Origin of the sequence: Variovorax sp. YR750 (genome assembly GCF_900109805.1) — a bacterium.
GTDB classification, from domain to species: Bacteria; Pseudomonadota; Gammaproteobacteria; order Burkholderiales; family Burkholderiaceae_C; genus Variovorax; species Variovorax gossypii.
Genome location: NZ_FOBJ01000012.1, coordinates 139,587 through 161,131 on the forward strand (window position 1 = coordinate 139,587; position 21,545 = coordinate 161,131).

The 21,545-nt window shown below is 69.2% G+C and carries 22 protein-coding genes; 12 read left to right on the plus strand and 10 right to left on the minus strand.

The genetic code is table 11. The annotated features are described in order from the left end of the window. Nucleotides 1–57 precede the first annotated feature (57 nt). The 3 genes from BMY35_RS23885 to BMY35_RS23895 are packed head-to-tail and all read left to right on the plus strand — an operon-like array spanning nt 58 to nt 2,840. Nucleotides 58–663, plus strand: a complete 606-nt coding sequence (locus BMY35_RS23885) for a TetR/AcrR family transcriptional regulator (RefSeq protein ID WP_093204630.1) — start codon at nt 58–60, stop codon at nt 661–663. Continuing rightward, nucleotides 660–1,559, plus strand: a complete 900-nt coding sequence (locus BMY35_RS23890) for an SDR family oxidoreductase (protein WP_256229406.1) — start codon at nt 660–662, stop codon at nt 1,557–1,559. Before BMY35_RS23885 ends, BMY35_RS23890 begins: the two co-directional genes overlap by 4 nt. Before the next feature lie 27 nt (nt 1,560–1,586). After that, the gene (locus BMY35_RS23895; RefSeq protein WP_093204631.1) at nt 1,587–2,840 is read left to right on the plus strand and encodes a DUF418 domain-containing protein; all 1,254 of its coding nucleotides are present in this window, start codon (nt 1,587–1,589) and stop codon (nt 2,838–2,840) included. Here the strand turns inward: BMY35_RS23895 and BMY35_RS23900 are convergent. Continuing rightward, nucleotides 2,813–3,439, minus strand: a complete 627-nt coding sequence (locus tag BMY35_RS23900) for a LysE family translocator (RefSeq protein WP_093204634.1) — start codon at nt 3,437–3,439, stop codon at nt 2,813–2,815. The genes BMY35_RS23895 and BMY35_RS23900 overlap by 28 nt on opposite strands. 107 nt (nt 3,440–3,546) lie before the next feature. On the opposite strand from BMY35_RS23900, the gene BMY35_RS23905 reads away from it, so the two are divergent. After that, nucleotides 3,547–4,011 carry an Lrp/AsnC family transcriptional regulator gene (locus BMY35_RS23905; protein ID WP_093204636.1) on the plus strand — a complete coding sequence of 155 codons (465 nt, stop codon included), beginning with the start codon at nt 3,547–3,549 and terminating at the stop codon, nt 4,009–4,011. On the opposite strand, the gene BMY35_RS23910 is transcribed toward BMY35_RS23905, so the two are convergent. From BMY35_RS23910 to BMY35_RS23925, 4 genes are read right to left on the minus strand one after another with little or no spacing between them, the layout of a single operon-like run. After that, on the minus strand, nt 4,008–4,412 hold the full coding sequence (locus BMY35_RS23910) for a YbaN family protein (protein ID WP_093204639.1): 405 nt from the start codon (nt 4,410–4,412) through the stop codon (nt 4,008–4,010). The genes BMY35_RS23905 and BMY35_RS23910 overlap by 4 nt on opposite strands. A gap of 7 nt (nt 4,413–4,419) precedes the next feature. Then, nucleotides 4,420–5,511 carry a mechanosensitive ion channel family protein gene (locus BMY35_RS23915; protein ID WP_093204642.1) on the minus strand — a complete coding sequence of 364 codons (1,092 nt, stop codon included), beginning with the start codon at nt 5,509–5,511 and terminating at the stop codon, nt 4,420–4,422. Further along, nucleotides 5,511–7,757, minus strand: a complete 2,247-nt coding sequence (locus BMY35_RS23920) for an FUSC family protein (RefSeq protein WP_093204646.1) — start codon at nt 7,755–7,757, stop codon at nt 5,511–5,513. The genes BMY35_RS23915 and BMY35_RS23920 overlap by 1 nt, the downstream gene beginning before the upstream one ends. Nucleotides 7,758–7,759: 2 nt before the next feature. After that, on the minus strand, nt 7,760–8,818 hold the full coding sequence (locus BMY35_RS23925) for an inositol monophosphatase family protein (protein ID WP_093204648.1): 1,059 nt from the start codon (nt 8,816–8,818) through the stop codon (nt 7,760–7,762). Nucleotides 8,819–8,928: 110 nt separating this feature from the next. On the opposite strand from BMY35_RS23925, the gene BMY35_RS23930 reads away from it, so the two are divergent. Further along, entirely contained in the window at nt 8,929–9,678 is a 750-nt protein-coding gene (locus BMY35_RS23930; protein WP_093204651.1) for an RNA methyltransferase, read from the plus strand. A gap of 69 nt (nt 9,679–9,747) precedes the next feature. Beyond that, nucleotides 9,748–10,554 carry a serine O-acetyltransferase gene (gene cysE / locus BMY35_RS23935; protein WP_338067618.1) on the plus strand — a complete coding sequence of 269 codons (807 nt, stop codon included), beginning with the start codon at nt 9,748–9,750 and terminating at the stop codon, nt 10,552–10,554. 9 nt (nt 10,555–10,563) lie between these two features. Here the strand turns inward: cysE and cadR are convergent, their stop codons facing one another. After that, nucleotides 10,564–11,034, minus strand: a complete 471-nt coding sequence (cadR, locus tag BMY35_RS23940; protein WP_093204656.1) for a Cd(II)/Pb(II)-responsive transcriptional regulator — start codon at nt 11,032–11,034, stop codon at nt 10,564–10,566. 70 nt (nt 11,035–11,104) lie between these two features. Between cadR and BMY35_RS23945 the strand changes: the two genes are divergently transcribed. Then, nucleotides 11,105–13,438, plus strand: a complete 2,334-nt coding sequence (locus tag BMY35_RS23945; protein WP_093204659.1) for a heavy metal translocating P-type ATPase — start codon at nt 11,105–11,107, stop codon at nt 13,436–13,438. A gap of 21 nt (nt 13,439–13,459) precedes the next feature. Here BMY35_RS23945 and BMY35_RS23950 read toward each other — a convergent pair whose 3' ends face one another. Together BMY35_RS23950 and BMY35_RS23955 are read right to left on the minus strand one after the other, a co-directional pair. Continuing rightward, nucleotides 13,460–13,759 (minus strand): DUF1330 domain-containing protein, encoded by a 300-nt coding sequence (locus tag BMY35_RS23950; RefSeq protein WP_093204662.1) that lies wholly within the window; start codon nt 13,757–13,759, stop codon nt 13,460–13,462. Nucleotides 13,760–13,814: 55 nt separating this feature from the next. Further along, nucleotides 13,815–14,387 carry a carboxymuconolactone decarboxylase family protein gene (locus BMY35_RS23955; RefSeq protein WP_093204665.1) on the minus strand — a complete coding sequence of 191 codons (573 nt, stop codon included), beginning with the start codon at nt 14,385–14,387 and terminating at the stop codon, nt 13,815–13,817. A gap of 129 nt (nt 14,388–14,516) precedes the next feature. Between BMY35_RS23955 and BMY35_RS23960 the strand changes: the two genes are divergently transcribed. Both BMY35_RS23960 and BMY35_RS23965 read left to right on the plus strand, forming a co-directional pair. Beyond that, the gene (locus tag BMY35_RS23960; RefSeq protein ID WP_093204666.1) at nt 14,517–14,834 is read left to right on the plus strand and encodes a winged helix-turn-helix transcriptional regulator; all 318 of its coding nucleotides are present in this window, start codon (nt 14,517–14,519) and stop codon (nt 14,832–14,834) included. A 36-nt stretch (nt 14,835–14,870) separates the two neighbouring features. Then, complete coding sequence (locus BMY35_RS23965) at nt 14,871–16,127, plus strand: cation:proton antiporter (protein ID WP_093204669.1); 1,257 nt, start codon at nt 14,871–14,873, stop codon at nt 16,125–16,127. A 6-nt stretch (nt 16,128–16,133) separates the two neighbouring features. Here the strand turns inward: BMY35_RS23965 and BMY35_RS23970 are convergent, their stop codons facing one another. Both BMY35_RS23970 and BMY35_RS23975 read right to left on the minus strand, forming a co-directional pair. Further along, the gene (locus tag BMY35_RS23970; protein WP_093204672.1) at nt 16,134–17,456 is read right to left on the minus strand and encodes a heavy metal sensor histidine kinase; all 1,323 of its coding nucleotides are present in this window, start codon (nt 17,454–17,456) and stop codon (nt 16,134–16,136) included. 1 nt (nt 17,457) lies between these two features. Beyond that, nucleotides 17,458–18,135, minus strand: a complete 678-nt coding sequence (locus tag BMY35_RS23975; RefSeq protein ID WP_093204673.1) for a heavy metal response regulator transcription factor — start codon at nt 18,133–18,135, stop codon at nt 17,458–17,460. Between the two features lie 161 nt (nt 18,136–18,296). Here BMY35_RS23975 and czcI point away from each other — a divergent pair, with 161 nt between their 5' ends. The 3 genes from czcI to BMY35_RS23990 all read left to right on the plus strand — a co-directional run bounded on the left by czcI (nt 18,297) and on the right by BMY35_RS23990 (nt 21,540). Beyond that, entirely contained in the window at nt 18,297–18,671 is a 375-nt protein-coding gene (gene czcI / locus BMY35_RS23980) for a cation efflux protein, CzcI family (protein WP_093204676.1), read from the plus strand. A gap of 99 nt (nt 18,672–18,770) precedes the next feature. Next, nucleotides 18,771–20,129, plus strand: coding sequence for a TolC family protein (locus tag BMY35_RS23985; RefSeq protein WP_093204677.1), 1,359 nt, complete (start codon nt 18,771–18,773; stop codon nt 20,127–20,129). Between the two features lie 31 nt (nt 20,130–20,160). Next, complete coding sequence (locus BMY35_RS23990; protein WP_093204680.1) at nt 20,161–21,540, plus strand: efflux RND transporter periplasmic adaptor subunit; 1,380 nt, start codon at nt 20,161–20,163, stop codon at nt 21,538–21,540. Nucleotides 21,541–21,545 lie beyond the last annotated feature (5 nt).

Genomic DNA, 21,545 nt, shown 5'->3' on the forward strand with positions numbered 1-21,545 from the left:
TAGATCGACTAGTTAGTCTAATAATTGGCGCATGACGGCAAACCCCAAGTCAGCGCCATGAGAAAGATCGACCCCGAACGCCAGCAGGCCAAGCGCCGCCAGATCATGGAGGCGGCCGGCAACTGCTTCGCCCGGCGCGGCTTCCACGCCACGACCACCGCCGAGATCTGCGCCGAGGCCGGCATGAGCCCCGGCAATCTCTTTCACTACTTCGACAGCAAGAGCGCCATCGTCGAGGCCATCGTGGAAGAGGAGCGCGCCGACACCGCCGCCTACTTCGCCGCGCTCGACGAGTCTTCAGACCTGCTGGAGGCGCTGCTCGACTTTCTCGACGCGGTGATGGCCTTTGCGGCCGACAAGACCTACGCCCGGCTGGCACTCGAAATCGCCGCAGAAGCGACGCGCAACCCGGCCATCAACACGCAGATGGCCGCCGGCGACGCACAGACCCGCGCCGACATCGCCAGGCTGCTGCGCGGCGCCATGGCGAGCGGGCAGGTCGACGCAGGCCTCGAACCCGAACAGGCCGCGAGCTGGATCGTCGCGCTGATCGACGGGGTGTTCTCGCGCCTCGCCATGGACCCGGGCTTCGACCCGCAGCGCGAAGCACCCATGCTTCGACTCGTGGTGAGCCGCTTCCTGAAGGCCGGGAGCGCCCGATGAGCGCCTTCATGCCCGCGCCCGCATCGGTGTACGCGTTCGCACCGGCGCAGCGCCCCGCATGGGACCGCGCCAGCGGCCGCGTGTTCGGCAAGGTGGCGCTGGTGACCGGCGCGGCATCTGGCATCGGACGCGCGGCGGTGCTGCGGCTGGCCGCCGAGGGCGCGACCGTCGTCGCCACGGATATCGACGGGAAGGGTGGCGAGGAAACCGCCGGCCTTGCGCGCGCCACGGGCGGGCGAGCCATGTTCGTCGCGCACGACGTGAGCAGCGAGGCCGCGTGGAAGGATGTGATCGACGTGGTCATTGCCGCCCACGGCGCGTTGCATGTGCTCGTGAACAACGCCGGCATCGCGCTCGCGGGCAGCACCTTCGAGATGAGCGTGGAAGACTGGCGCCGCCAGCTCGCTGTGAATCTCGACGGCGTGTTCCTGGGCTTGAAGCACGGCGTGCCGCTGATGTCGAGGTCGGGCGGCGGCTCCGTCGTCAACATGTCGTCGACGGCCGGCCTGGTCGGCAATGCGGGGCTGTCGGCCTACTCGGCCAGCAAGGGCGGCGTGCGCATGCTCTCCAAGTCGGTGGCGCTGGAGTGCGCTCGCGCACGCAACGGCGTGCGGGTCAATTCGCTGCACCCGGGCGTGATCGACACGCCGATCTGGAGCACTAATGCCCGCGCGCAGCAGCAGCAACCGGAGCAGCCTGGCGGCGGCGTGGCGTGCAGCCTGAGAAGGCTCTGGCGCCGCGCTGTCCTCGGCGCGGCGGGACGCAGCGCGGTGCCGCTCGGCCATGCGGGCACGGTGCTCGACGTTGCGAACGCCATCCTCTATCTCGCCAGCGACGAGTCGCGCTACGTGACCGGCAGCGAGCTCGTCATCGACGGCGGCCTGACCGCCGCCTGAAGCATGCAGGGCATGCAGAAAGAACACATGTCGTCGCTACCCGATCTTCCGGTGCAGCCCGGGGCCACCAGAGGCCGAGAGCGCCAGTCGCTGGTGGATGCACTGCGCGGCTTCGCGCTGCTGGGCATCCTCGTGGTGAACATCGCGAGCTTCTCCTCGACCTACTACGGCGCGGGCATACCCGACCCGATGGCGCAGTCGGTACTCGAACGCGCGGCGCTGCTGGTGCGCACGCTGGTGTTCGAGACCAAGTTCTACCTGCTGTTCTCGTTCCTCTTCGGCTACAGCTTCACGCTGCAGATGCAGTCGGCCGAACGCGATGGCAAGGCTTTCGCGCCGCGCATGGGGCGGCGGCTGGTGGGCTTGTGGGTGCTGGGGCTGGCTCACGCCGTGGTGCTGTATCACGGCGACATCCTCACCACCTATGCGGTGCTGGGCGCGGTGCTGCTGATGCTGCGCAGGCGCGGCGATGTCTTCATGGCGCGCTGCGCCATCGGGCTGGTGCTGGTCACCTCGCTGCTGTGGGCGAGCATCGGCTTCCTGCTGACGAAGGCCGGCATTCCGTCGGATACGCGCACCGCCCATGCGGATGCCGTCGCCGCGCTGGCGGCGTACCGGGGAACGCCCTTCACGGTGATCGTGCAGCACCTGCGCGAGCTCTCGCAGATCTGGTGGATCACCGGCCTGGTGCAGGCGCCCACCGCGCTGGCGATGTTCTTCGCGGGCTTCATCGCGGGGCGGCGCGAGCTCTTCGTGAATGCCGATGCTTACCGGCCGCTGTTCCGGCGCCTGCTGCTGTGGGGGCTGATCATCGGGCTGCCGGGGGCTGCCGTGTATGCCTTCCCTTCGATCCGCCTGGACAACGCGGTCAAGGAACTCTACGGGCTCGCAGCCACGTTGCTGACGGCGCCTTTCCTCACCGCAGCCTATGCGGCCGGCATGGTGCTGCTGATGATGACGCCGCGTGGACGAATGCTCGAAGGCGTGCTGGCGCCGGCGGGGCGCATGGCGCTGACCAACTATCTGCTGCAGTCGCTCGTCTGCGCGTGGCTCTTCCTGGCCTACGGGCTGCGCTGGATCGGCACCATGGGCCCGCTCGCCGCCACGGGCATCGCCTTCGTCATCTTCGCGGCGCAACTCGTGCTGAGCCGGTGGTGGCTGCGCTGGTTCGTCTACGGGCCGGTCGAATGGCTGCTGCGCGCCTTCACGAACCTGGAGCTTCCGCCGATGCGGCGCAAGCCGGTGGCGCCGGCTCAGCGCGGCAGCAGCGTCGACAGCTGATAGACCGCAAAGGCCAGCAGGATCGCGCCCGAGAGCCGGTTGATCGACTGCATCGTCTTCGCACTGAGCTTGTGCCGCACCGAAGACACCATCGTCGACAGCCCGAGCCACCACAGCGCGGAGCCCAGGAACACGCCGAGCACCATCGTCACGGCCGGGATGCCGCCACTGCCGCCGGTGTGGCCGGTCGAGATGGTGGCGAACACCGCGACGAAGGACAGGATCGTCATCGGGTTCGCCAGCGTCAGCAGGAAGACCGACAGCGTGGCCTTCAGCGGCGTGGTGGCGTCCGCGGCCTGGCGGGCCTGCGTGGCGACCGGCGCGCGAAGCAGCTGCACGCCCATCCATGCGAGGAAGGCCGCCCCGGCCAGCGCCAGCGGCACCCGCGCCGCCACCATCGACGCGATGACGGCCGACACGCCGAGCGCGCCGATGGCACCGTAGCAGGCGTCGGCCAGCGCGGCGCCCAGTCCGCTGAGGAAGCCGATGGTGCGGCCGTGCGCAAGGGTGCGCTGGATGCAGAGCAGGCCGATGGGGCCGACGGGAGCTGCAATGGAGAGGCCGATGACGAGGGCCTTGAGGAAGAGGGTAGAGTCCATTTGTAAATTGTCTTTACGACTTCGCCTGAAGAGAATGGCGAAGCTCAGGCGGAATGCGCCTCTTGCCTGAAATTCAAGAAGAATCCACTCGCCGGAGCCTGAAATCCATGGAAATCGACAGCAAGAACTGGCAGATCCTCGAAGTGCTCCAGGCCGATGCGCGCACTTCGCTCACCGCGCTGGCGCGGCAGGTGGGCCTGTCGGTGCCCTCGACCTCGGAGCGCGTGAAGCGGCTGGAAGAAGCCGGCGTGCTCGCCGGCTATCGCGCCGTGGTGCCGCCGCGCAAGGCGGGCTACACGGTGATGGCGCTCGTCGGCATGACTACGCCGCAGCCCGACAAGGCTCGGCTGCTGAAGCTGCTGGAGGGCAGGAGCGAGGTGCTCGAATGCTTCCACGTGACGGGGCAGGACTCGTACGTGCTGAAGGTGGTCGCGCGAGACATCGAGCACCTCGAAGCTTTCGTGAGCAGCATCAACCACCTGGGCGAGACGCGCACGTCGATCGTGATGTCGGTACCGATTCCGGCACGCGCCATCACCGCGCCGGACGTGGACAAGCAGGCGCGCCGCTAGGGCGGAGGAAGCGGGCGCGACCACAGCCACGCCAGCACGCAGGCCATGCACCCGATGGCCAGCCCGGCCAGCCAGGCTCGGTGCGCGGTGAACGAGACGATCACGGCGCACACCGCCATCGTGACGGTGGCGCTCCACTTGGCGCGGCGGCTCACGGTGCGGCCGTTGGCCCAGTTGTGCAGCAGCGGGCCGAAGAGGCGGTGGTTCAGCAGCCATGCGTGCAGCCGCGGAGAGCTGCGCGCGGCGGCCCATGCCGCCATCAGGATGAACACCGTGGTCGGCATGCCGGGCACGACCACGCCGATGAGGCCCAGCACCAGGCACAGCACCGCGAAGGCATAGAGCAGCGCGCGCGTGAGCGCTGATTTGCGTTCGGGGGGCGGGGCCGGCTCTGGCTTCAAGGCCGGATCAGGCCGGGGCCTGTCCCTGTTGCGGCTGCGGCTGCTGTTCGCGCTCGGGCAGGCCGTCCGCCGAGATGCGCATCTTCGGCAGGAACTGCGGGTACTCGCGCTGCATGAAGTCGATGAGGCCTTCGCGCACGCTGCAGCGCAGGTCGAAGGTCAGGCCCGAGGTGGCGGCCGTGCACAGCACGCGGATCTGCATGGTGCGCTCGGTGGCGTCGGTCACGCGCAGGTTGAAGAAGCGGCCGTCCCACTCGGGCGCGGCCTTCACGATGCGCTCGACCTCCGCGCGCAGCGGCGCGAGCGGCATGCCGTAGTCGACGTAGATGAACACCGCGCCCAGCAGTTGCGCCGAATGCCGTGTCCAGTTCTGGAACGGCTTCTCTATGAAGTAGGTGAGCGGCAGGATCAGCCGGCGCTCGTCCCAGATCTTCACGACCACGAAGGTGCCGGTGATTTCCTCGACGCGGCCCCATTCGCCCTCGACCACCAGCACGTCGTCGATGCGGATGGGCTGTGCCAGCGCGATCTGCAGGCCGGCGATGAGGTTGCTGAACACCGGCTTGGCCGCGAGACCGGCCACGATGCCGATCACGCCGGCCGAGGCCAGCAGGCTCGCGCCCACCTGGCGCGCGCCGGGGAAGGTCATGAGCATCATCGCGCCGCCGGCCACCACGACCACCGACATGGCGGTGCGCGCGAGCACGCGTGTCTGCGTGAGCACGCGGCGGGCCTGCAGGTTGTCGGCGATGTCGGAAGGGTGCTGCGCCAGCACGCCCTCGGCGAAACCACTGATGGCCTTCACCGCGAGCCAGGTCGTGGAGGCGATGAGCAGCAGGCCGGTGAGGTGGCGCACGTTGCTGATGAAGCGCAGGTCGTCGGGGGCACCCTGCCACACCACGGTGAGCGCCACCAGCGGGAACACCAGCCGCGCGGGCGCCCTGCAATTGACCACCATCGCATGTAGCGCCGGCGCGGGGCGGGTGATCCGCCTGAGCACGAGGCCGACGACGCGGTGGGCGAGAAGAGAGAGGGGAACTGCGATCAGCGCGGCAATCCAGGTGCCGAACCAGGGGTGGGCGAGTATCTCTTTGGTCATCAGGCGGTGGTCGTCTTCGCTTGTTCTGTTGTCTCGTTCAGAGGTTGAAGAATGCGCGCCGCGTCGTCGCGCAGCTGCGTGGCGAGTGCCGTTGCCAGGTCGAGCCTGCGAAGCAGCCAGGGGCTGATGTCGTTGTCGAACGGGTCGGGCAGGGGGATCGGGCCGCCGACCGTGGTCGAACCGGCGCTCTCGGGGTGGGAGGGACCGGTGGTTGGAATAGTTCCGATGGCCGCCTCGATGCGCTGCGCGGTGCGGCCGATGGGGCCCTCGACCTCCGCCGGCGTGAGGCGGTCGCGGCGCAGCACCAGCATCGACTTCACCGCGCTGAGCTGCGCGAGAAGCTGGTAGCTGTGGGCCTGCAGGTGCTCCAGCGGCTCCAGCGGCGGCTGCACCGCGCGCGGCTCCGACAGCGAGCGCTGCGTGGCCTGCACCAGCGCGGAAAGGCTGTCGTAGGCTTCGCGGCGCGCGAGGCGCCATTCGAGCTCGGGGCTGCTGTCGATGGCCTTGAGCTGGCCCAGGCCGAGCGCCAGCCGCGCATGCCGTGCCTGCGCAGTGAGCACGCGCGACACCAGCGCCGGGATCTGCGTGCGTTCCCACGAGGGCAGCACGTAGCAGAAGCCCCAGGCCAGCGCCGCGCCGATGAGCGTGTCGGCGATGCGCTCGAAGAGCGCGAAGATCGGCGCGATGCCCACGTTCAGCATGTGGGCCTGTACCAGGCCGAGCACCGTGGCGGCCACTGCGGTGATGAGGTAGCGCCGCACCGCGAAGCTGTGCGCGATGGCCTGCGCCACCGTCACGATGACCAGCAGCATCAGCGCCGACGGGTGCGCCGACAGCAGGCCCACGGCGAGCACGCAGCCCAGCAGCGTGCCGGCCACGCGGGCATTGCGGCGCTCCAGCGTCTGCGAGAGGCTGCCGCGCAGCACGACCACGATGGTCAGCAGGATCCAGTAGTCGTGCGAGCCCCATGGCATCGACACCGCGATGGCGTAGCCGGCAGCGATGGCCAGCGCGGCGCGGATGGCGTGGCGCAGCGGCGGCTGGTCCCAGCTCCACAGCGTGAAGAAGGGGCGCAGCGACCAGTCGGTGGGGCTCACGAAGAGCTGCCAGTTGGCGCGCACCACGGCGAGGTTGGGCTCGGCGTCGCCGCGCGCCATGGCCGACAGGCGCAGCACTTCGTCGTTGATGTGGCCGATCCGGCTGGCCAGCCCGCGCGCGAGCATGGCGGCCGTGGGGCCGATGTGGCCGCCGCTGGCGGTGCTGTCGTCCGCCGAGACGTGGATGGCCGCGAGGCGCGGGCGGCGGTCGGCCACGGCGTCGGGCTGGCGGCCCAGCAGGAGCGAATCGGCCAGCGCGATGGTTTCGTCGGAGAGCTCCTCGAGCACGCGGCGCATCTCGATGAGCGCTTCGGCATGCGCGGGGTGGGCGCGCAGGGTGTCGAGGTCGAGTTCGCTGGCCAGGAGCTGGTCGCGCATCTCGAGCACGATCACCAGCATGGCCGCCAGGCGTTGGCGGCGCGGGGTGCGCGGCGACTCGAGCACGATGTCGCGCGTGGCCTGCAACTGGTCGGCCAGCGCGGCCTGCTCGCGCAGCAGCTGGCCCAGCATGGGCGCCGGGGTGTCGCGCACGTCGCGGGTCTCGTCCTGCGGCAGGAACTGGCTGGCCTCGGTGCGCATGAGCGCGGCCAGCGAATACAGCACGTCGGCCACCGACTGGGTGCGAAAGCGCCCGTTGAGCAGCAGGTTGGCCAGCGTGGCCCAGATCACGTAGAGGCCCGCGCCTATGCCGAAGTGCCAGGTGCGCTCGACGGCGTCGGCCATGCCGGTGGGCGCCGGCGTGGCCATGGAGAACACCATCGAGAACATCACCGCGATGGCGATCGGGATGCCCCGCTTGCCCCAGGCCATGGCCAGGAAGGCCATGAAGGTGGCGGGCACCAGCACGAGGCCGAGGCGGATGGGTGCGCTGTGCAGCATCTGCACCGCGAAGAAGAGCGGCAGGCCGATGAGCGGCGCCGGCAGCATCTGCAGGAACTTGCCGCGGCGCGGGCCGGGCAGGTCGGGCGGCGCGGTGACTATCACGCCGGTGGCTGCGGCCGAGGCCGCGAGGGTGCCCAGCCAGAGGTGCACCCCGCCGGAAATGAAGAGCAGGCCCAGCGCGACGGTGAGCCCGCTCGCGACGTAGTGGCTCAGCGCGATGCGCAGAGCGGCACGGACCCGGGGCGCGGCGTTGCTGGGCCCCAGCATCGTCACTTGGCGGAGGAGTTGCCCTCGGAGGGCGCGCCGTTGGCGGGCGCGTCGCGGCGCACGCGCGTGAGCTTGCGGGGAGCGGGAGCCGCCGCTGCGACTGCCGGAGCCGGGGCTTCGGCGGCCTCGTCGGCGAAGCCCGGCACCGTGCTGCGGGCGTAGAGGTCGACCGATTCGTCGGCCTTGCTGGCCTTGGTGGAGGCGGACACGGCGCGCACGCGGTCGCTGGCGCGCAGCTTCTCGTCGACGGTGGCGAACTTGGAGTACTTGGCGAGCAGCGGCACCAGCTGGCCGTACACGCGCGGGGCGCCGGCCAGGCATTCGCGCTGGTCGATGAACTCGGGCTCGCCCGTGAAGTTGCCGATCAGGCCGCCGGCCTCGGTGACCAGCAGCGAGCCCGCGGCCACGTCCCAGGGATTCAGGCCGGTCTCGAAGAAGGCGTCGGTGAAGCCGGCGGCCACGTAGGCCAGGTCGAGCGCGGCGGCGCCGGGGCGGCGCAGGCCGGCGGCGCGGGGCATCATGTCAGCCATGATGGCCAGGTACTGTTTGAAGTTGTCGCCGGTGCGGAAGGGGAAGCCGGTGGAGATCAGGCACTCGTTGAGCCGGGTGCGCTTCGAGACGCGGATGCGGCGCTCGTTCATGTAGGCGCCGCGGCCCTTGGTGGCGGTGAAGAGGTCGTTGCGGGTGGGGTCGTAGACCACCGCCTGCTCGATCTTGCCGCGCACCGACAGCGCGATGGACACGCAGTAGACCGGGAAGCCGTGGATGAAATTGGTGGTGCCGTCGAGCGGATCGATGATCCAGACGTAGTCGGAGTCCTTGGCGCCGTACTGGCTGCCGGATTCTTCCGCGAGGATGCCGTGCCCCGGGTACGCGCCGAGCAGCGTCTCGATGATCGCTTGCTCGCTGGCGTGATCGACTTCGGTGACGAAGTCGTTGACCTGCTTCTGGGAGATGCGCACGGCCTCGACGTCGAGGGCGGCACGATTGATGATTGCGCCAGCGGCGCGTGCGGCCTTGACGGCCACGTTGAGCATGGGATGCAGGTTGGGGGACGACATTGGATTGTGGGAAGAACGGTGGGGAGGGCCCCCGGAGACGGCCCGGCGATGCGGGCGGCGAGAATCGGGGGATTTTACCGGCTCCGCCCGTTAGTGTCTCCAAACCCGTCATGCGCACCCGTTTCATCCTGATCCAGACCAGCCACGCCGGCAACGTGGGCGCCGCCGCCCGCGCCATGAAGACCATGGGTTTTTCCGACCTGGTGCTGGTGGCCCCGCGCTGGGCCAACGTGCTGCGGCGCGAGGAAACCATCCAGCGCGCGAGCGGCGCGCTCGACGTTCTGGCCAACGCCCGCATCGTCGAGACGCTCGACGAGGCCCTCGACGGCGTGACCCACATGTGCGCCACCGCCATGATCCCGCGCGACTTCGGCCCGCCCACCCGCACGCCCCGGGAACACCTGGAGCCGCTCGCGAAAGACGGGGAAAAGGGCGACCAGCACGTGGCCTTCCTGTTCGGCTCCGAGCGTTTCGGCATGCGGAACGAGGACGTCTACCGCTGCAACGTGGCCCTGAGCATCCCCACCGATCCGAAGTTCGGCTCGCTCAACCTGGGCGCGGCCATCCAGGTGATCGCCTACGAATGGCGGCTGGCGCTGGGCGGCTACGAGGTGCGCGAGGCCATCCAGCCCGTGCAGGCGGCCGACGCGCAGGCCGTGACCGGCATGCTCGACCACTGGGAGCGCTCGCTGGTGGAAATCGGCTTCCTCGACCCCGAGGCGCCCAAGAAGCTCATGCCCAGGCTGCGGCAGCTCTTCAACCGCGCCCAGCCCACGCCCGAGGAAATCCACATCCTGCGCGGCATCGCCAAGGCCATGAGCGACGCCACGCGCCCGCCCAGGGGCGGCGCGGGCTCCTGACGGATTGACTAAAACCCCATCGCCCGTACGCGAAGACCCCGGGCCTTAGACTGCGCGGCCCCTATCGATATAACGACAACAGACAGAAGGCATAAGGCAGCGATGTTCTCCAGACTGCGCGCCGACATCCGGTGCATCCTCGAACGCGACCCGGCCGCCCGAAGCGCCTGGGAAGTGATCACGGTCTACCCTGGCTTCCATGCCGTGGTGCTGCATCGCTGGGCGCACGCCTGTTGGACCCATGGCTTCAAGTGGCCCGCGCGCTTCATCGCGCACTGGGCCCGCTGGCTGACCGGCATCGAGATCCACCCCGCGGCCAAGATCGGCGAGCGCGTGTTCTTCGACCACGCCATGGGCGTCGTCGTGGGCGAGACGGCCGAGATCGGCGACGGCTGCACCATCTACCAGGGCGTGACCCTGGGCGGCACCTCGCTCTACAAGGGCACCAAGCGGCATCCGACGCTGGGGCGCAACGTGGTGGTTGGCGCGGGCGCCAAGGTGCTCGGCGGCTTCGTGGTGGGCGACGGCGCCAAGGTGGGCTCGAACGCGGTGGTCACCAAGCCGGTGCCCGCGGGCGCCACGGCGGTGGGCAACCCGGCGCGCATCATCGAGGCCGAAGCGGCAGCGCGGCGCGAGGAAACCGCCTCGCGCATGGGCTTCTCGGCCTACGGCGTCACGCAGAACGACGACCCGCTGAGCCAGGCGCTGCGAGGCCTGATCGACAACGCCTCGGGCCAGGAGCACCAGATCGCGCTGCTGTGGCAGGCCATCGAGAAGCTGTCGGCCCAGCCCGGCAGCAAGGACTGTGTGCCGGGCGACGCCGCTCGCGACGAGAGCTTCGAGGCCGACAAGCTCACGCAGCTGATCGGCAAGTAAGACCGCCGGTCAGCCGCTGCGTTTGGTCGGCGCGTGCAGCGAGCCGTGCACGTGGCCCGCGTGCTGCCCGAAGGTCTCGGGCGCGAGCGCTGCGGTGTCCAGCTCCTGCAGGATGCCGCAGGCGTTCGCCGACTCGGGGCCGCAGCACTGCTGGCGCAATGCCTTCAACTGCTTTTCCAGCGTCTTCAGCTCTGCGATGCGCGCGGCCACGTGGCCGATGTGGTCGTCCAGCAGCTGGTTGACCTCGCCGCAGTCTTCCTGCGGCGCGTCGCGGAACTTGAGCAGGCTGCGGATCTCGTCGAGCGTCATGTCCAGCGAGCGGCAGCGGCGGATGAAGCCCAGGCGCTGGGCGTGGTCTTCGTCGTAGATGCGGTAGTTGCCGTCGGTGCGCGCGGGCTCGGGCAGCAGCTGCTCGCGCTCGTAGTACCTGATGGTCTCGACAGGCGTGTTCGCGACCTTGGCCAGTTCACCGATTTTCATGATGCGGCAAATGAAAGGGTGGAGATGGGTGGTTGACTCTACACCTGCTTCAGGGTTTCCAATCGATTCCATGACGACGAACCAGAACGCCCTGAAGCCGGTGACGCCGGCCCTTCATCCGCAAGATCACGGCCACGAGCACGGCCACGAGCATGGCCACGGTCACGATCACTCGCATGGGCACGCGCATCCTCCAGCCGCGGCATCGTGCTGCGGCAACCCGGTCTGCGGCTCGTCGCCCGCAATCGACACGGGCGACATTCCCAAGGGCGCCTTGCTCTTTCGCATTCCCACGATGGACTGCGCAGTCGAGGAGTCGGAGATCCGCCGCGCGCTCGAACCGGTCGCGGGCGTCAGGGCGCTGCGCTTCCGCCTCGGCGAACGCACGATGGCGATCACGGCCGATACCGCAGCCTTGCCCAACGCGCTCGAAGCCATCCGCAAGGCCGGCTTCAAGCCCGAGCCTCTGGGCGACGCAACCGGCCCGGCCGCAGGCGCGCAGGCTGCCGCGGCTGCACCGGCACGCATCGTGGGCATGAGCGCGGGCCTGGCCCGCCTGGTCGCGGCGCTGGTGCTGGCCATCGCGGCCGAGTCGATCTCCTTCATGGGGCTCGAGGGCAAGGGCTTCATGGCGGCCGGAATGCTGCTGGCGCTGGGCGCCATCGGCCTCGCGGGCCTCGACACCTACAAGAAGGGCTTCGCTGCGCTGGTGCGCGGGCGGCTGAACATCAACGCCCTGATGGCCGTGGCCGTCACCGGCGCCTTCATCATCGGCCAGTGGCCCGAGGCCGCGATGGTGATGGCGCTCTACGCCATTGCCGAACTCATCGAGGCCCGCGCCGTTGACCGCGCGCGCAACGCCATCCAGAGCCTGCTGGCGCTCGCGCCCGAGCAGGCCGAGGTGAAGCAGGCCGACGGCAGCTGGAAGACCGTGATGGCCAGCGCGGTCGAACTCGGCGCCGTCGCGCGCATCCGTCCCGGCGAGCGCGTGCCACTGGACGGCATCGTCACCGAAGGCAACAGCGCCATCGACCAGGCGCCGGTCACCGGCGAGAGCATTCCGGTCGACAAGACCGTCGGCGACCAGGTGTTCGCCGGCACCATCAACCAGACCGCCGCGCTGGAGTTCCGCGTGACGGCCGTGGCCTCGAACACCACGCTCGCGCGAATCATCCATGCGGTCGAGGAAGCGCAGGGCTCGCGCGCGCCCACGCAGCGCTTCGTCGACAGGTTCGCCGCCATCTACACGCCGACCGTGTTCGTGCTGGCATTGGCCATCGCGGTGTTCGCGCCGTTCTTCATGGACTGGACCTGGATGCAGTCGGTCTACAAGGCGCTGGTGCTGCTGGTCATCGCCTGCCCGTGCGCGCTGGTGATCTCCACGCCGGTCACGGTGGTGAGCGCGCTGGCCTCGGCCGCGCGGCGCGGCATTCTCATCAAGGGCGGCACCTACCTCGAGGAGGCGCGCAAGCTCAAGGCGGTGGCGCTCGACAAGACCGGCACCATCACCGAAGGCAAGCCGAAGCTGGTGGAGTCATCGCTCGTTGGCGATGCGGGCAATGAAGCAGCCGTGTTCGTCGTTGCCGCCAGCATCGCGGGCCGCTCCGACCACCCCGTGTCGAAGGCCATCGCCGAAGGCCTGAAGAGCGAGCAGGGCGAAGTCTCCGACTTCACCGCGCTGCCCGGACGCGGCGTGCAGGCCGCGCACGCGGGGCAGGTCTACGTGCTGGGCAATCACCGGCTGATCGAGGAGCGCGGCCTTTGCACGCCGTCGCTCGAAGCCGAGCTCAAGCGCCATGAGGAAGCCGGCCGCACCGTCACGCTGCTGGCATCCGACAAGGCCGTGCTCGCGCTGTTCGCCGTGGCCGACACCATCAAGGAGTCGTCTCAGGCGGCGGTGGCGGAACTGCGCGCGCTCGGCGTGGTGCCGGTGATGCTCACCGGCGACAACACAGCCACCGCCAAGACCATCGGCGCCCACGCCGGCATCGAGGACGTGCGCGGCAACCTGCTGCCCGAGGAGAAGCTCGACGCCGTCAAGGCCATGCAGCAGCGCTACGGCGCAGCGGCGATGACCGGCGACGGCATCAACGATGCTCCCGCGCTCGCGCAGGCCGACATCGGCTTCGCGATGGGCGGCGCCGGCACCGACACCGCGATGGAAGCGGCCGACGTGGTCATCATGAACGACGACCTGCGCCGCATCCCCGAAACCATCCGCCTCTCGCGCCGCGCGCACTCGGTGCTGTGGCAGAACATCACGCTGGCGCTGGGCATCAAGGGCGTGTTCTTCGTGCTCGCCGTGTTCGGCAGCGCGACGATGTGGATGGCGGTGTTCGCGGATATGGGCGCGAGTCTGCTGGTGGTGGCTAACGGGTTGCGGTTGATGCGCGTGCCGAAGTGATCGATCGGGCTGGCCGTGGAGTTACGGCCTGCCCGGAAATCCTTCCACCAGCAGCACCACAGCTTCGGCCCCGGCCTTCCTGTCCTGCGCGATCGCGTTGTATTCGGCGGAATTCTGGAAGGCCCTGGCGGCCTCCTTGTTCTCGAACGACATCATCACCACCTTGTCGCGCGGCCATTCGCCTTCGAGAACCTCGGGCGCTTCATCGGCGGCCAGCAGCTTGGCGTTGAAGCGGCTGAACACCGCGGGAAACGCGCGCTGGTAGCGCCGATAGGCTTCCACGTTCGTGAACTTGAGCTGGGCGACGATGTAGGCGGTCATGGCGGTTGTCGTGTTGCAACCGGCGCATTCCAGCACGCCACGGCACGGCCCGCAGTCACCAACGCGCCGCCCACTTCTCCAGCGGCACGCGCGCCGCATTGCACACGTAGCTCACCGAGTGGTACCAGCCCGCGAGCATCATCAGTTCGATGAGTTGCGCATGGCTCCAGTGCGCGCGCAGGGCCTCCCAGAGCGCATCGTCCACGTCGCTGGTGTCGTGGAGCTGGTCGACCATCGACACCAGCAGCCGGTCGCGCGGATCGAGCAGGGTGAGGTCGCCGTCGGCCGATGCCATCGCGCGGCGGTCGGTGTCGCTGAAGCCGGCGGCATCGGCGAAGCCGGTCCAGTGCACGCCCCATTCGTATTCGGCGCCGCAACGGAAGCAGACGCGCAGGATGACGATCTCGCGTTCCCGCAGGCTGATGGCCGCCTTGCGGCCCAGCAGGTAGCGCCCCAGGTCCAGCGTGCGCTCGGCCAGTGCCGGATTCACTGCCAGCACCCGGAACAGCGCGAGTACCTCGGGCGCTTGCGGCGGCGTCATGCGCACGAGCAGTTCGCCGATGGGCTCGGGGTAGGGGGCTTCGAGCGGAGGGATGCGCGGCGGGTGGTGTTCGGCGGTGTCGGTCAAGAGGAGTCTCCTTGATGGCGATGAGGCTGAAATCGCTACGAAATACGTAGCGGTTGGATGCAGTCTATCGCTACGGATTGCGTAGCGCAAGCGCGTACACTCGCCTGATCGATCAAGCAAGGCCTCGTCATGGAAGAAGCACAACCCGCCGCATCGCGCCGCCCCGTCATGCGGCTGCTGGAGCAGCTCGGCCGCAAGGGCACGCTGCGCATCCTCTGGGAGCTGCGCGATGGCCTGCCGCAGAGCTTCAGGGCGCTGCGCACGAGCACGGACCAGATGTCGCCCTCGGTGCTGAACGACCGGCTCAAGGAGTTGCGCGCGGCCGGCGTGGTCGAGCTCGCGGGCGCGGGATACGTGCTGACCGAGGCGGGCGCGGAACTCGTCCGGCGCCTGCTGCCGCTGAACCAGTGGGCCAACCGCTGGCTGGACGACACGGCTTCGAACTAACATAGGCCGGATATCCCCTCCGACTCCAGTCCTTCGATGTCCGTCACTTCGCTCCTGCTGCAGCTCATCGTCATCCTGGTCACCGCCCGCTTCTGCGGCTGGGTTCTTCGCCACGTGGGCCAGCCCGGCGTGGTCGGCGAGATGGCTGCGGGCCTGATGCTCGGCCCGGTCGTGATGGGGGCGCTCTTTCCCTCGCTGCATGCGCAGCTGTTCTCCAAGGAGTCGCTGCAGGGGCTCTCGTCGCTTTCCACCCTGGGGCTGGTGCTGTTCATGTTCGTGGTCGGCCTGGAGCTGCGGGCTTCGAAGGGCGTGCGCGAGCAGCTTCGCTCGGCGGGCTACGTGGGCGTGCTGAGCGTGGTCGTGCCGATGGCGCTGGGCCTCGCGATCGCGCCGGCGCTGCATCCCTCGCTCGCGCCGGCCGGCGTCGGCTTCTGGCCCTTCGCGTTGTTCATCGCGGCGGCGCTGTCGATCACCGCCTTCCCCGTGATGGCGCGCATCCTGAAGGACCGCGGCATGACGCGCACTCCCTTCGGGCAGCTTTCGCTCGGCGCTGCTGCCGTGGTCGATGTGTTCGCCTGGATCCTGCTGGCCTTCGTGGTCGCGATGGTCGGTGCGGGCGAGGGCTACCAGGGGCTGCTGAAGATCACGCTGGGCATGGCGGTGGTGCTGGCGGCGCTGTTCTTCGGGCTCAAGCCGGCCTTCGCGTGGCTGCTGCGTGTCAAGGCGCCCGAGGGCGAGCCTTCGACCACCGTGATGGCGGCGCTGATGATCGGCCTGCTCGCGACGTCCCTCGCTACCGAGTGGCTGCACCTGCACGCGGTGTTCGGCGCCTTCCTCTTCGGAGCCTGCCTGCCGCGCGACGACCGCCTGCTGAAGTCGCTCACCGAGCGCATCGAGCCGATCTCCATCGTGGTGCTGATGCCGCTTTTCTTCGCTCTCGCCGGGCTGGGCACCACGCCCAACGCCTTCTCGGGCGCCAGCCTGGGCGCGATGCTGCTGATCGTGGGCGTGGCCACCGTGGGCAAGATCGCCGGCGGCGCTGCCGGCGCGCGCATGGCGGGCTACGGCTGGCGCGACAGCCTGGCCACCGGTTCGCTCATGAATGCGCGCGGGCTGATGGAACTCATCGTGATGAAGATCGGCCTCGACGCGGGGCTGATCGGCCCCGAGCTGTTCACGATGCTGCTGGTGATGGCTCTCGCGACCACCGCGATGACGGGGCCGCTGATCAATCTTTTCATCGGCCGCAAGCCGGCTGTGGCGGCCGACGCCGCGCACGCAGCCAAGCCCTGATGCCGCTCACTGACGCGCGACGGTGAACCCGATGCGCGTCTCGCCGCCCCCGCTGGCCGCGAACACCCGCCCGCCATGCATGCGGGCGATGGCTTCCACGATCGACAGGCCCAGGCCGTGGTGCCGGGTCGAGCCGTCGCGGGCCTGCGCGGCCCGGTAGAAGCGCTCGAACAGACGGGGCAGGGCGGCCGGGTCGATGGGCTGGCCCTTGTTGACCACCGCCACTGCGAACTCGCCTGCGTTCTCTTCGCCGATCTCGATGCGTATCGTCGAAGCCGCAGTCGCGAAGCGGATGGCGTTGCCCAGCAGGTTGAAGAGCGCGCGGCGGACCAGCGCCGCGTCCACGTCGGCCATGGCGTCGCCGCGCACCTCGGCGCGCAGGCCGGCTTCTTCCAGCATGGCGTCGTAGAAGTCGATCACGTCGCCGGCCTGTGCCGCCAGGCTCGTCGCCGCGCGTGTGCGCATCGGCGCGCCGCGCTCGGCCTGGGAGAGAAACAGCATGTCGGTGACGATGCCCGAGAGCCGGCCGACTTCCTCGAGGTTGGATGCGAGCACCGTCTGCAGCTCCTCGTTGCTGCGCGGGCGCGTGAGCGCGAGCTCGGTGGAGCCGATCAGGTTGGCCAGCGGCGTGCGCAGTTCGTGCGCCACGTCGGCGTTGAAGGATTCGAGCTGCACGTAGGCGCGCTGCACCCTCAGCAGCAATGCGTTGAACTGGGTGATCCAGGGGCGCAGTTCTTCGGCGAAGTCCGTGGCGTCGATGGGCTGGTTGGCCTTGTCTGGCGCCATGGCCGCGGTGCGCTCGGTGAGCGTCTTGAGAGGCTTCAGGCCGCGCCGCACCAGCCACATGCCCGTGAGCGAGACCAGCGCCGTGCCCAGCGCCACGGCACCCACCAGGGTCCACGCCAGCCGGCGCAGCAGTTGCGCCTCCTGCGCAGTGTTCACGCCGATGCGCACCGAGAGCTGCGTGGTGGCGCCGGCCTGCGTCCAGGGCACCTTCACGTCGCGCAGCATCCAGCGGCCGCCTTCGGCGGGCCTCGATTCGAAGAGCTGCGTGCCGCCGGCCGAGATCGACAGCCGCACGTCGTCCTGCATCGAAAAGAAGTCCTCGAGCTTGTGCCGCAGGAAGGCGAGGTCGCCGCCCTTCTCGGCCTCGCTCAGCAGGTGCTGCACGAGCACCGCCTTGTGGTCGAGTTCTTCCTCCTGCTTCTGCCCGAAGTTCCAGGCCGTCACGAGGTAGATGGCGAAGCAGATCACGCTGAGCCCGAACAGGGTCTGGGCGGCGAACCAGAGCGACAGGCGGCTCTGGAGGGATTGCGGCCGGGCGGTCAAGTCATGCCCAGGAGCGGTCTTCCAGGACGTAGCCCATGCCGCGCACGGTGTGCAGCAGCTTCACCTCGAACGGATCGTCGAGCTTGCTGCGCAGGCGCCGGATGGCCACTTCCACCACGTTGGTGTCGCTGTCGAAGTTCATGTCCCACACCTGCTCGGCGAGCGTGGTGCGCGAAAGGATCTGCCCGCGCCTACGCAGCAGCACCAGCAGCAGCGTGAACTCCTTGGCCGTGAGGTCCAGCCGCGTGCGGTTGCGCACGCACTTGCGGCTGACGAGGTCGACCTCCAGGTCGGCCAGCCGCAGCACGGTGGATTCCTGCGGCTTGCCCCGGCGCAGCAGGGCCTGCACGCGCGCCAGCAGCTCGGAGAAGGAGAAGGGCTTGACGAGGTAGTCGTCCGCTCCCTGCTGCAGCCCCTGAACGCGGTCCTCGACCTTGTCGCGCGCCGTGAGAACCAGCACAGGCACGTTTTTGGTGCGCCGTATGGCCTGCAGCACGGCAAAGCCGTCGATGCCGGGCAGCATCACGTCGAGCAGGATCAGCGCGTATTCGCCCTCGGTGGCGAGGTACTTCCCCTCGATGCCGTCGCGGGCGATGTCGACGACGTAGCCGTTCTCCTCCAGGCCCTTCTTGAGGTAGTCGCCCAGCTTGGGCTCGTCTTCGATGACAAGGATTCGCATTGCGCGATGGTATCGAAGCACTTTCGATACGCGGGTTACGTTTTGGTAATCCTATTGACGGACAAAGCCCCGCCCGGGCGTCATACATTGCGCCGGGCCTGCTGTTCGCAGGGCCATTGCCGGAGGGCCCGACAGGGGCCGCCGATATACTTTTTGCCTCCATGCGCCGCTGGTTCCTCATCTTCATGCTCGTCCTGCTGCCGTTCCAGTTCAGCTGGGCGTCGGCATCGGCGTACTGCCAGCATGAGCGCGACACGCGGCCCGATCACTGGGGCCATCACGAAAGCGAGACGCGCGGCACCGACCGCAGCCACAGCGGCGAAGGCGCGCAGAAGAACTCCAGCACCCAGCCCAATGCCGTCGTCGGCGATTGCGCGGTCTGCCATTTCGGCCATGCCCAGCACGCCGACGCGCTGGACGAGCCGCAGGAATCCGTCGCACGCGTGGCACAGCCGCTGCGCGCGACGCCCGACGAGCGTTTCGCCTCGCATGTCTCAGACGTTCCGGTCCGTCCCGACTGGTCTCTCGCCTCCTGATTCGGCGAGAGAACACCACCCCTTCCTGATACCAACCATCAGCTAGCCGAGCTCTCGCCGAATTCGTCCGTCCGTTGTTTCGCAACCCAGGAGAATTCGATGCGCACGCTCTTCGTGCCGCTGGCCGTGCTGGCCATGGCGGCGCCCCCGGCTTTTTCACAGGTCTCGCAGGCCTCAGCCGGTCCCCGTTACTCACAGGCCGCGCAGACAGGCGCGGCGGCCCGCATGCAGGAGCCCGCGGGCCCGCTGACCCTGCGCAGCGCCGTCGCGATGGCGTTGCAGGCCAACCCCGGCCTGTCTTCCGCATTGCGCGAGCAGGAGGCCACCGAGGCCGCCATCGTCCAGGCCAGCGCCTGGCCCAACCCCACGCTCGACGCGCAGCTCGAAGACCTGCGCCGCGACAACCGCACCACCACGCTGCAGCTGAGCCAGCCCATCGAGCTGGGCGGCAAGCGCTCGGCCCGCGTCACGGCGGCGGAGCGTGCGCGCGACCAGGCCGCGTCGGCGCTGGCCGGCCGCCGCGCCGAGATCCGCGCGGCCACCGTCACCGCCTTCTTCGACGTGCTGACCGCGCAGGAGCGCCTGCGGCTCGCGCAGGATTCGGTGGGGCTCGCTCAAACGGCCACCCGCGCCGCGGCCAACCGCGTGGCGGCGGGCAAGGTCTCGCCGCTGGAGGAAACCAAGGCGCGCGTGGCCGAGGCCGGCATCCGCGTCGAGCTGATGCAGGCCGAGGGCACGCTGCGCTCCGCGCGCCAGCAGCTGGCCGCGCTGTGGGGCAACCCGAGCCCCCGCTTCACGCAGGTGGATGGCGCGGTCGACCGGCTGCCGGCCATGGCGTCGGAGCAGGACGTGGCCGGCCGCATGGCTGCCGCGCCCGTGGTGCGGCAGGCGCGGCTCGAGGTCGAGCGGCGCAAGGCGCTGTCCGACCTGGAACGGGCCAGGCGCATTCCCGACGTGACCGTCTCGCTCGGCGCCAAGCGCGTGCCGGCTTCCGAGGGCGAGACCGGCAGCAGCCGGCGCAACCAGGTGGTGCTGGGCCTCTCCGTGCCGCTGCCGATCTTCGATACCAACCGGGGCAATGTCGCCGAGGCCCTGAGCCGCGAGGAAAAGGCGCGCGACGACCTCGTCGCCGCCGAATTGCAACTCGGCACCGAGGTGGCCCAGGCCTCCGAACGCCTGCGCTCCGCGCACGCCACCGCCGAGACGCTGCAGCGCGACGCGCTGCCCGGCGCCGAGAGCGCCTACAAAGCCGCGACCAAGGGCTTCGAGCTCGGCAAGTTCAGCTTCCTGGAAGCGCTCGATGCACAGCGCACTCTGTTCCAGGTGCGCGCGCAATACCTGCTCGCGCTGGCCGACGCGCACCGCGCGGCCGGCGATCTCGACCGGCTGCTGGGCAATGAAGGCAGCGAAGGTGGCGACATCTCTCCCGCGACGACGACGGCGCCCGTGGCGCGCTGACACGCGCTGACAAGCAAGGAACTCACAGATCATGAACACAGAAGAACGCAAGTCTTTCGCCGAGCGTGTCGGCAAGAAGCAGCTGATCGCCATCGCGGCCGTGCTCGCGCTGGGCGTGGGGGCGGGCGCGATGATCCTGCGCACCTCGCCCGCCAAGCCGGGGGCGGCGGGCCATTCGGAGGCCGCCGGCCATGGCGACGGCGAGCATCACGAGGAAGAGGGCCACAAGGAGTCCAAGACCGGCGAGGACCACGACCACAGCCACGGCGAGGCCAAGGGCCACGGCGACAAGGAGCACCACGCCGAGGAAGGCAAGGGCGAAACCAAGGCTGCCTCCGGCGAAGCCAAGGGCGAGGAGAAGTCCGCCGCGCACAAGGAGGACGAGGAAAAGATCGCCTTCACCGACGAGCAGGTCAAGGCCTCGGACATCGCCATTGAGAACGCCGGCCCCGCGCGCATCAAGCTGTCGCTGCAGCTGCCCGGCGAGATCAAGTTCAACGAAGACCGCACGGCCCATGTGGTGCCGCGCGTGGCGGGCGTGGTCGACAGCGTGTCGGCCAACCTGGGCCAGGAGGTCAAGCGCGGGCAGGTGCTCGCGGTGCTGTCGAGCCCGGGGCTTTCGGAGCAGCGCAGCGAACTGCAGGCGGCACAGCGCCGGCTGGAGCTGGCCCGCACCACCCACGAGCGCGAGAAGAAGCTGTGGGAGGAAAAGATCTCGCCGCAGCAGGACTACCTGCAGGCCCAGCAGGCCATGCAGGAGGCGCAGATCGCCGTGGCCAACGCCAACCAGAAGCTGCTGGCGCTGGGCGCCACGCCCGCCTCGTCGGCACTGGGCCGCTACGAGCTGCGCGCGCCCTTCGACGGCATGGTGGTCGAAAAGCACATCTCGCTCGGCGAATCGGTGGGCGAGGCGGTCAACGTCTTCACCATTTCCGATCTGTCGACCGTGTGGGCCGAGATCAGCGTGGCCGCCAACAACCTGAACCTGGTGCGCATCGGCGAGCAGGTGAAGATCCGCTCGACCGCCTTCGACCAGACCGCGACCGGCAAGGTGTCGTACGTGGGCTCGCTGATCGGCGCGCAGACGCGCACCGCCACCGCGCGCGTCACGCTGACCAACCCCGAGCGCATCTGGCGCCCGGGCCTGTTCGTGAACGTCGAGCTGGTGGCCTCCGAGACGGAGGCCCCCGTGACGGTTGCGGCCGACGCGGTGCAGACCGTGGAAGACAAGCCCACCGTGTTCCTGCGCGTACCCGGCGGCTTTTTGCCGCAGCACGTGCAGACCGGGCGCAGCGACGGCAAGCGCATAGAGATCGTCGGCGGGCTGAAGCCCGGCGCGGCCTATGCCGCCAGCGGCAGCTTCGTCGTGAAGTCGCAGCAGGGCAAGAGCTCGGCCACGCACACCCACTGAGGAAG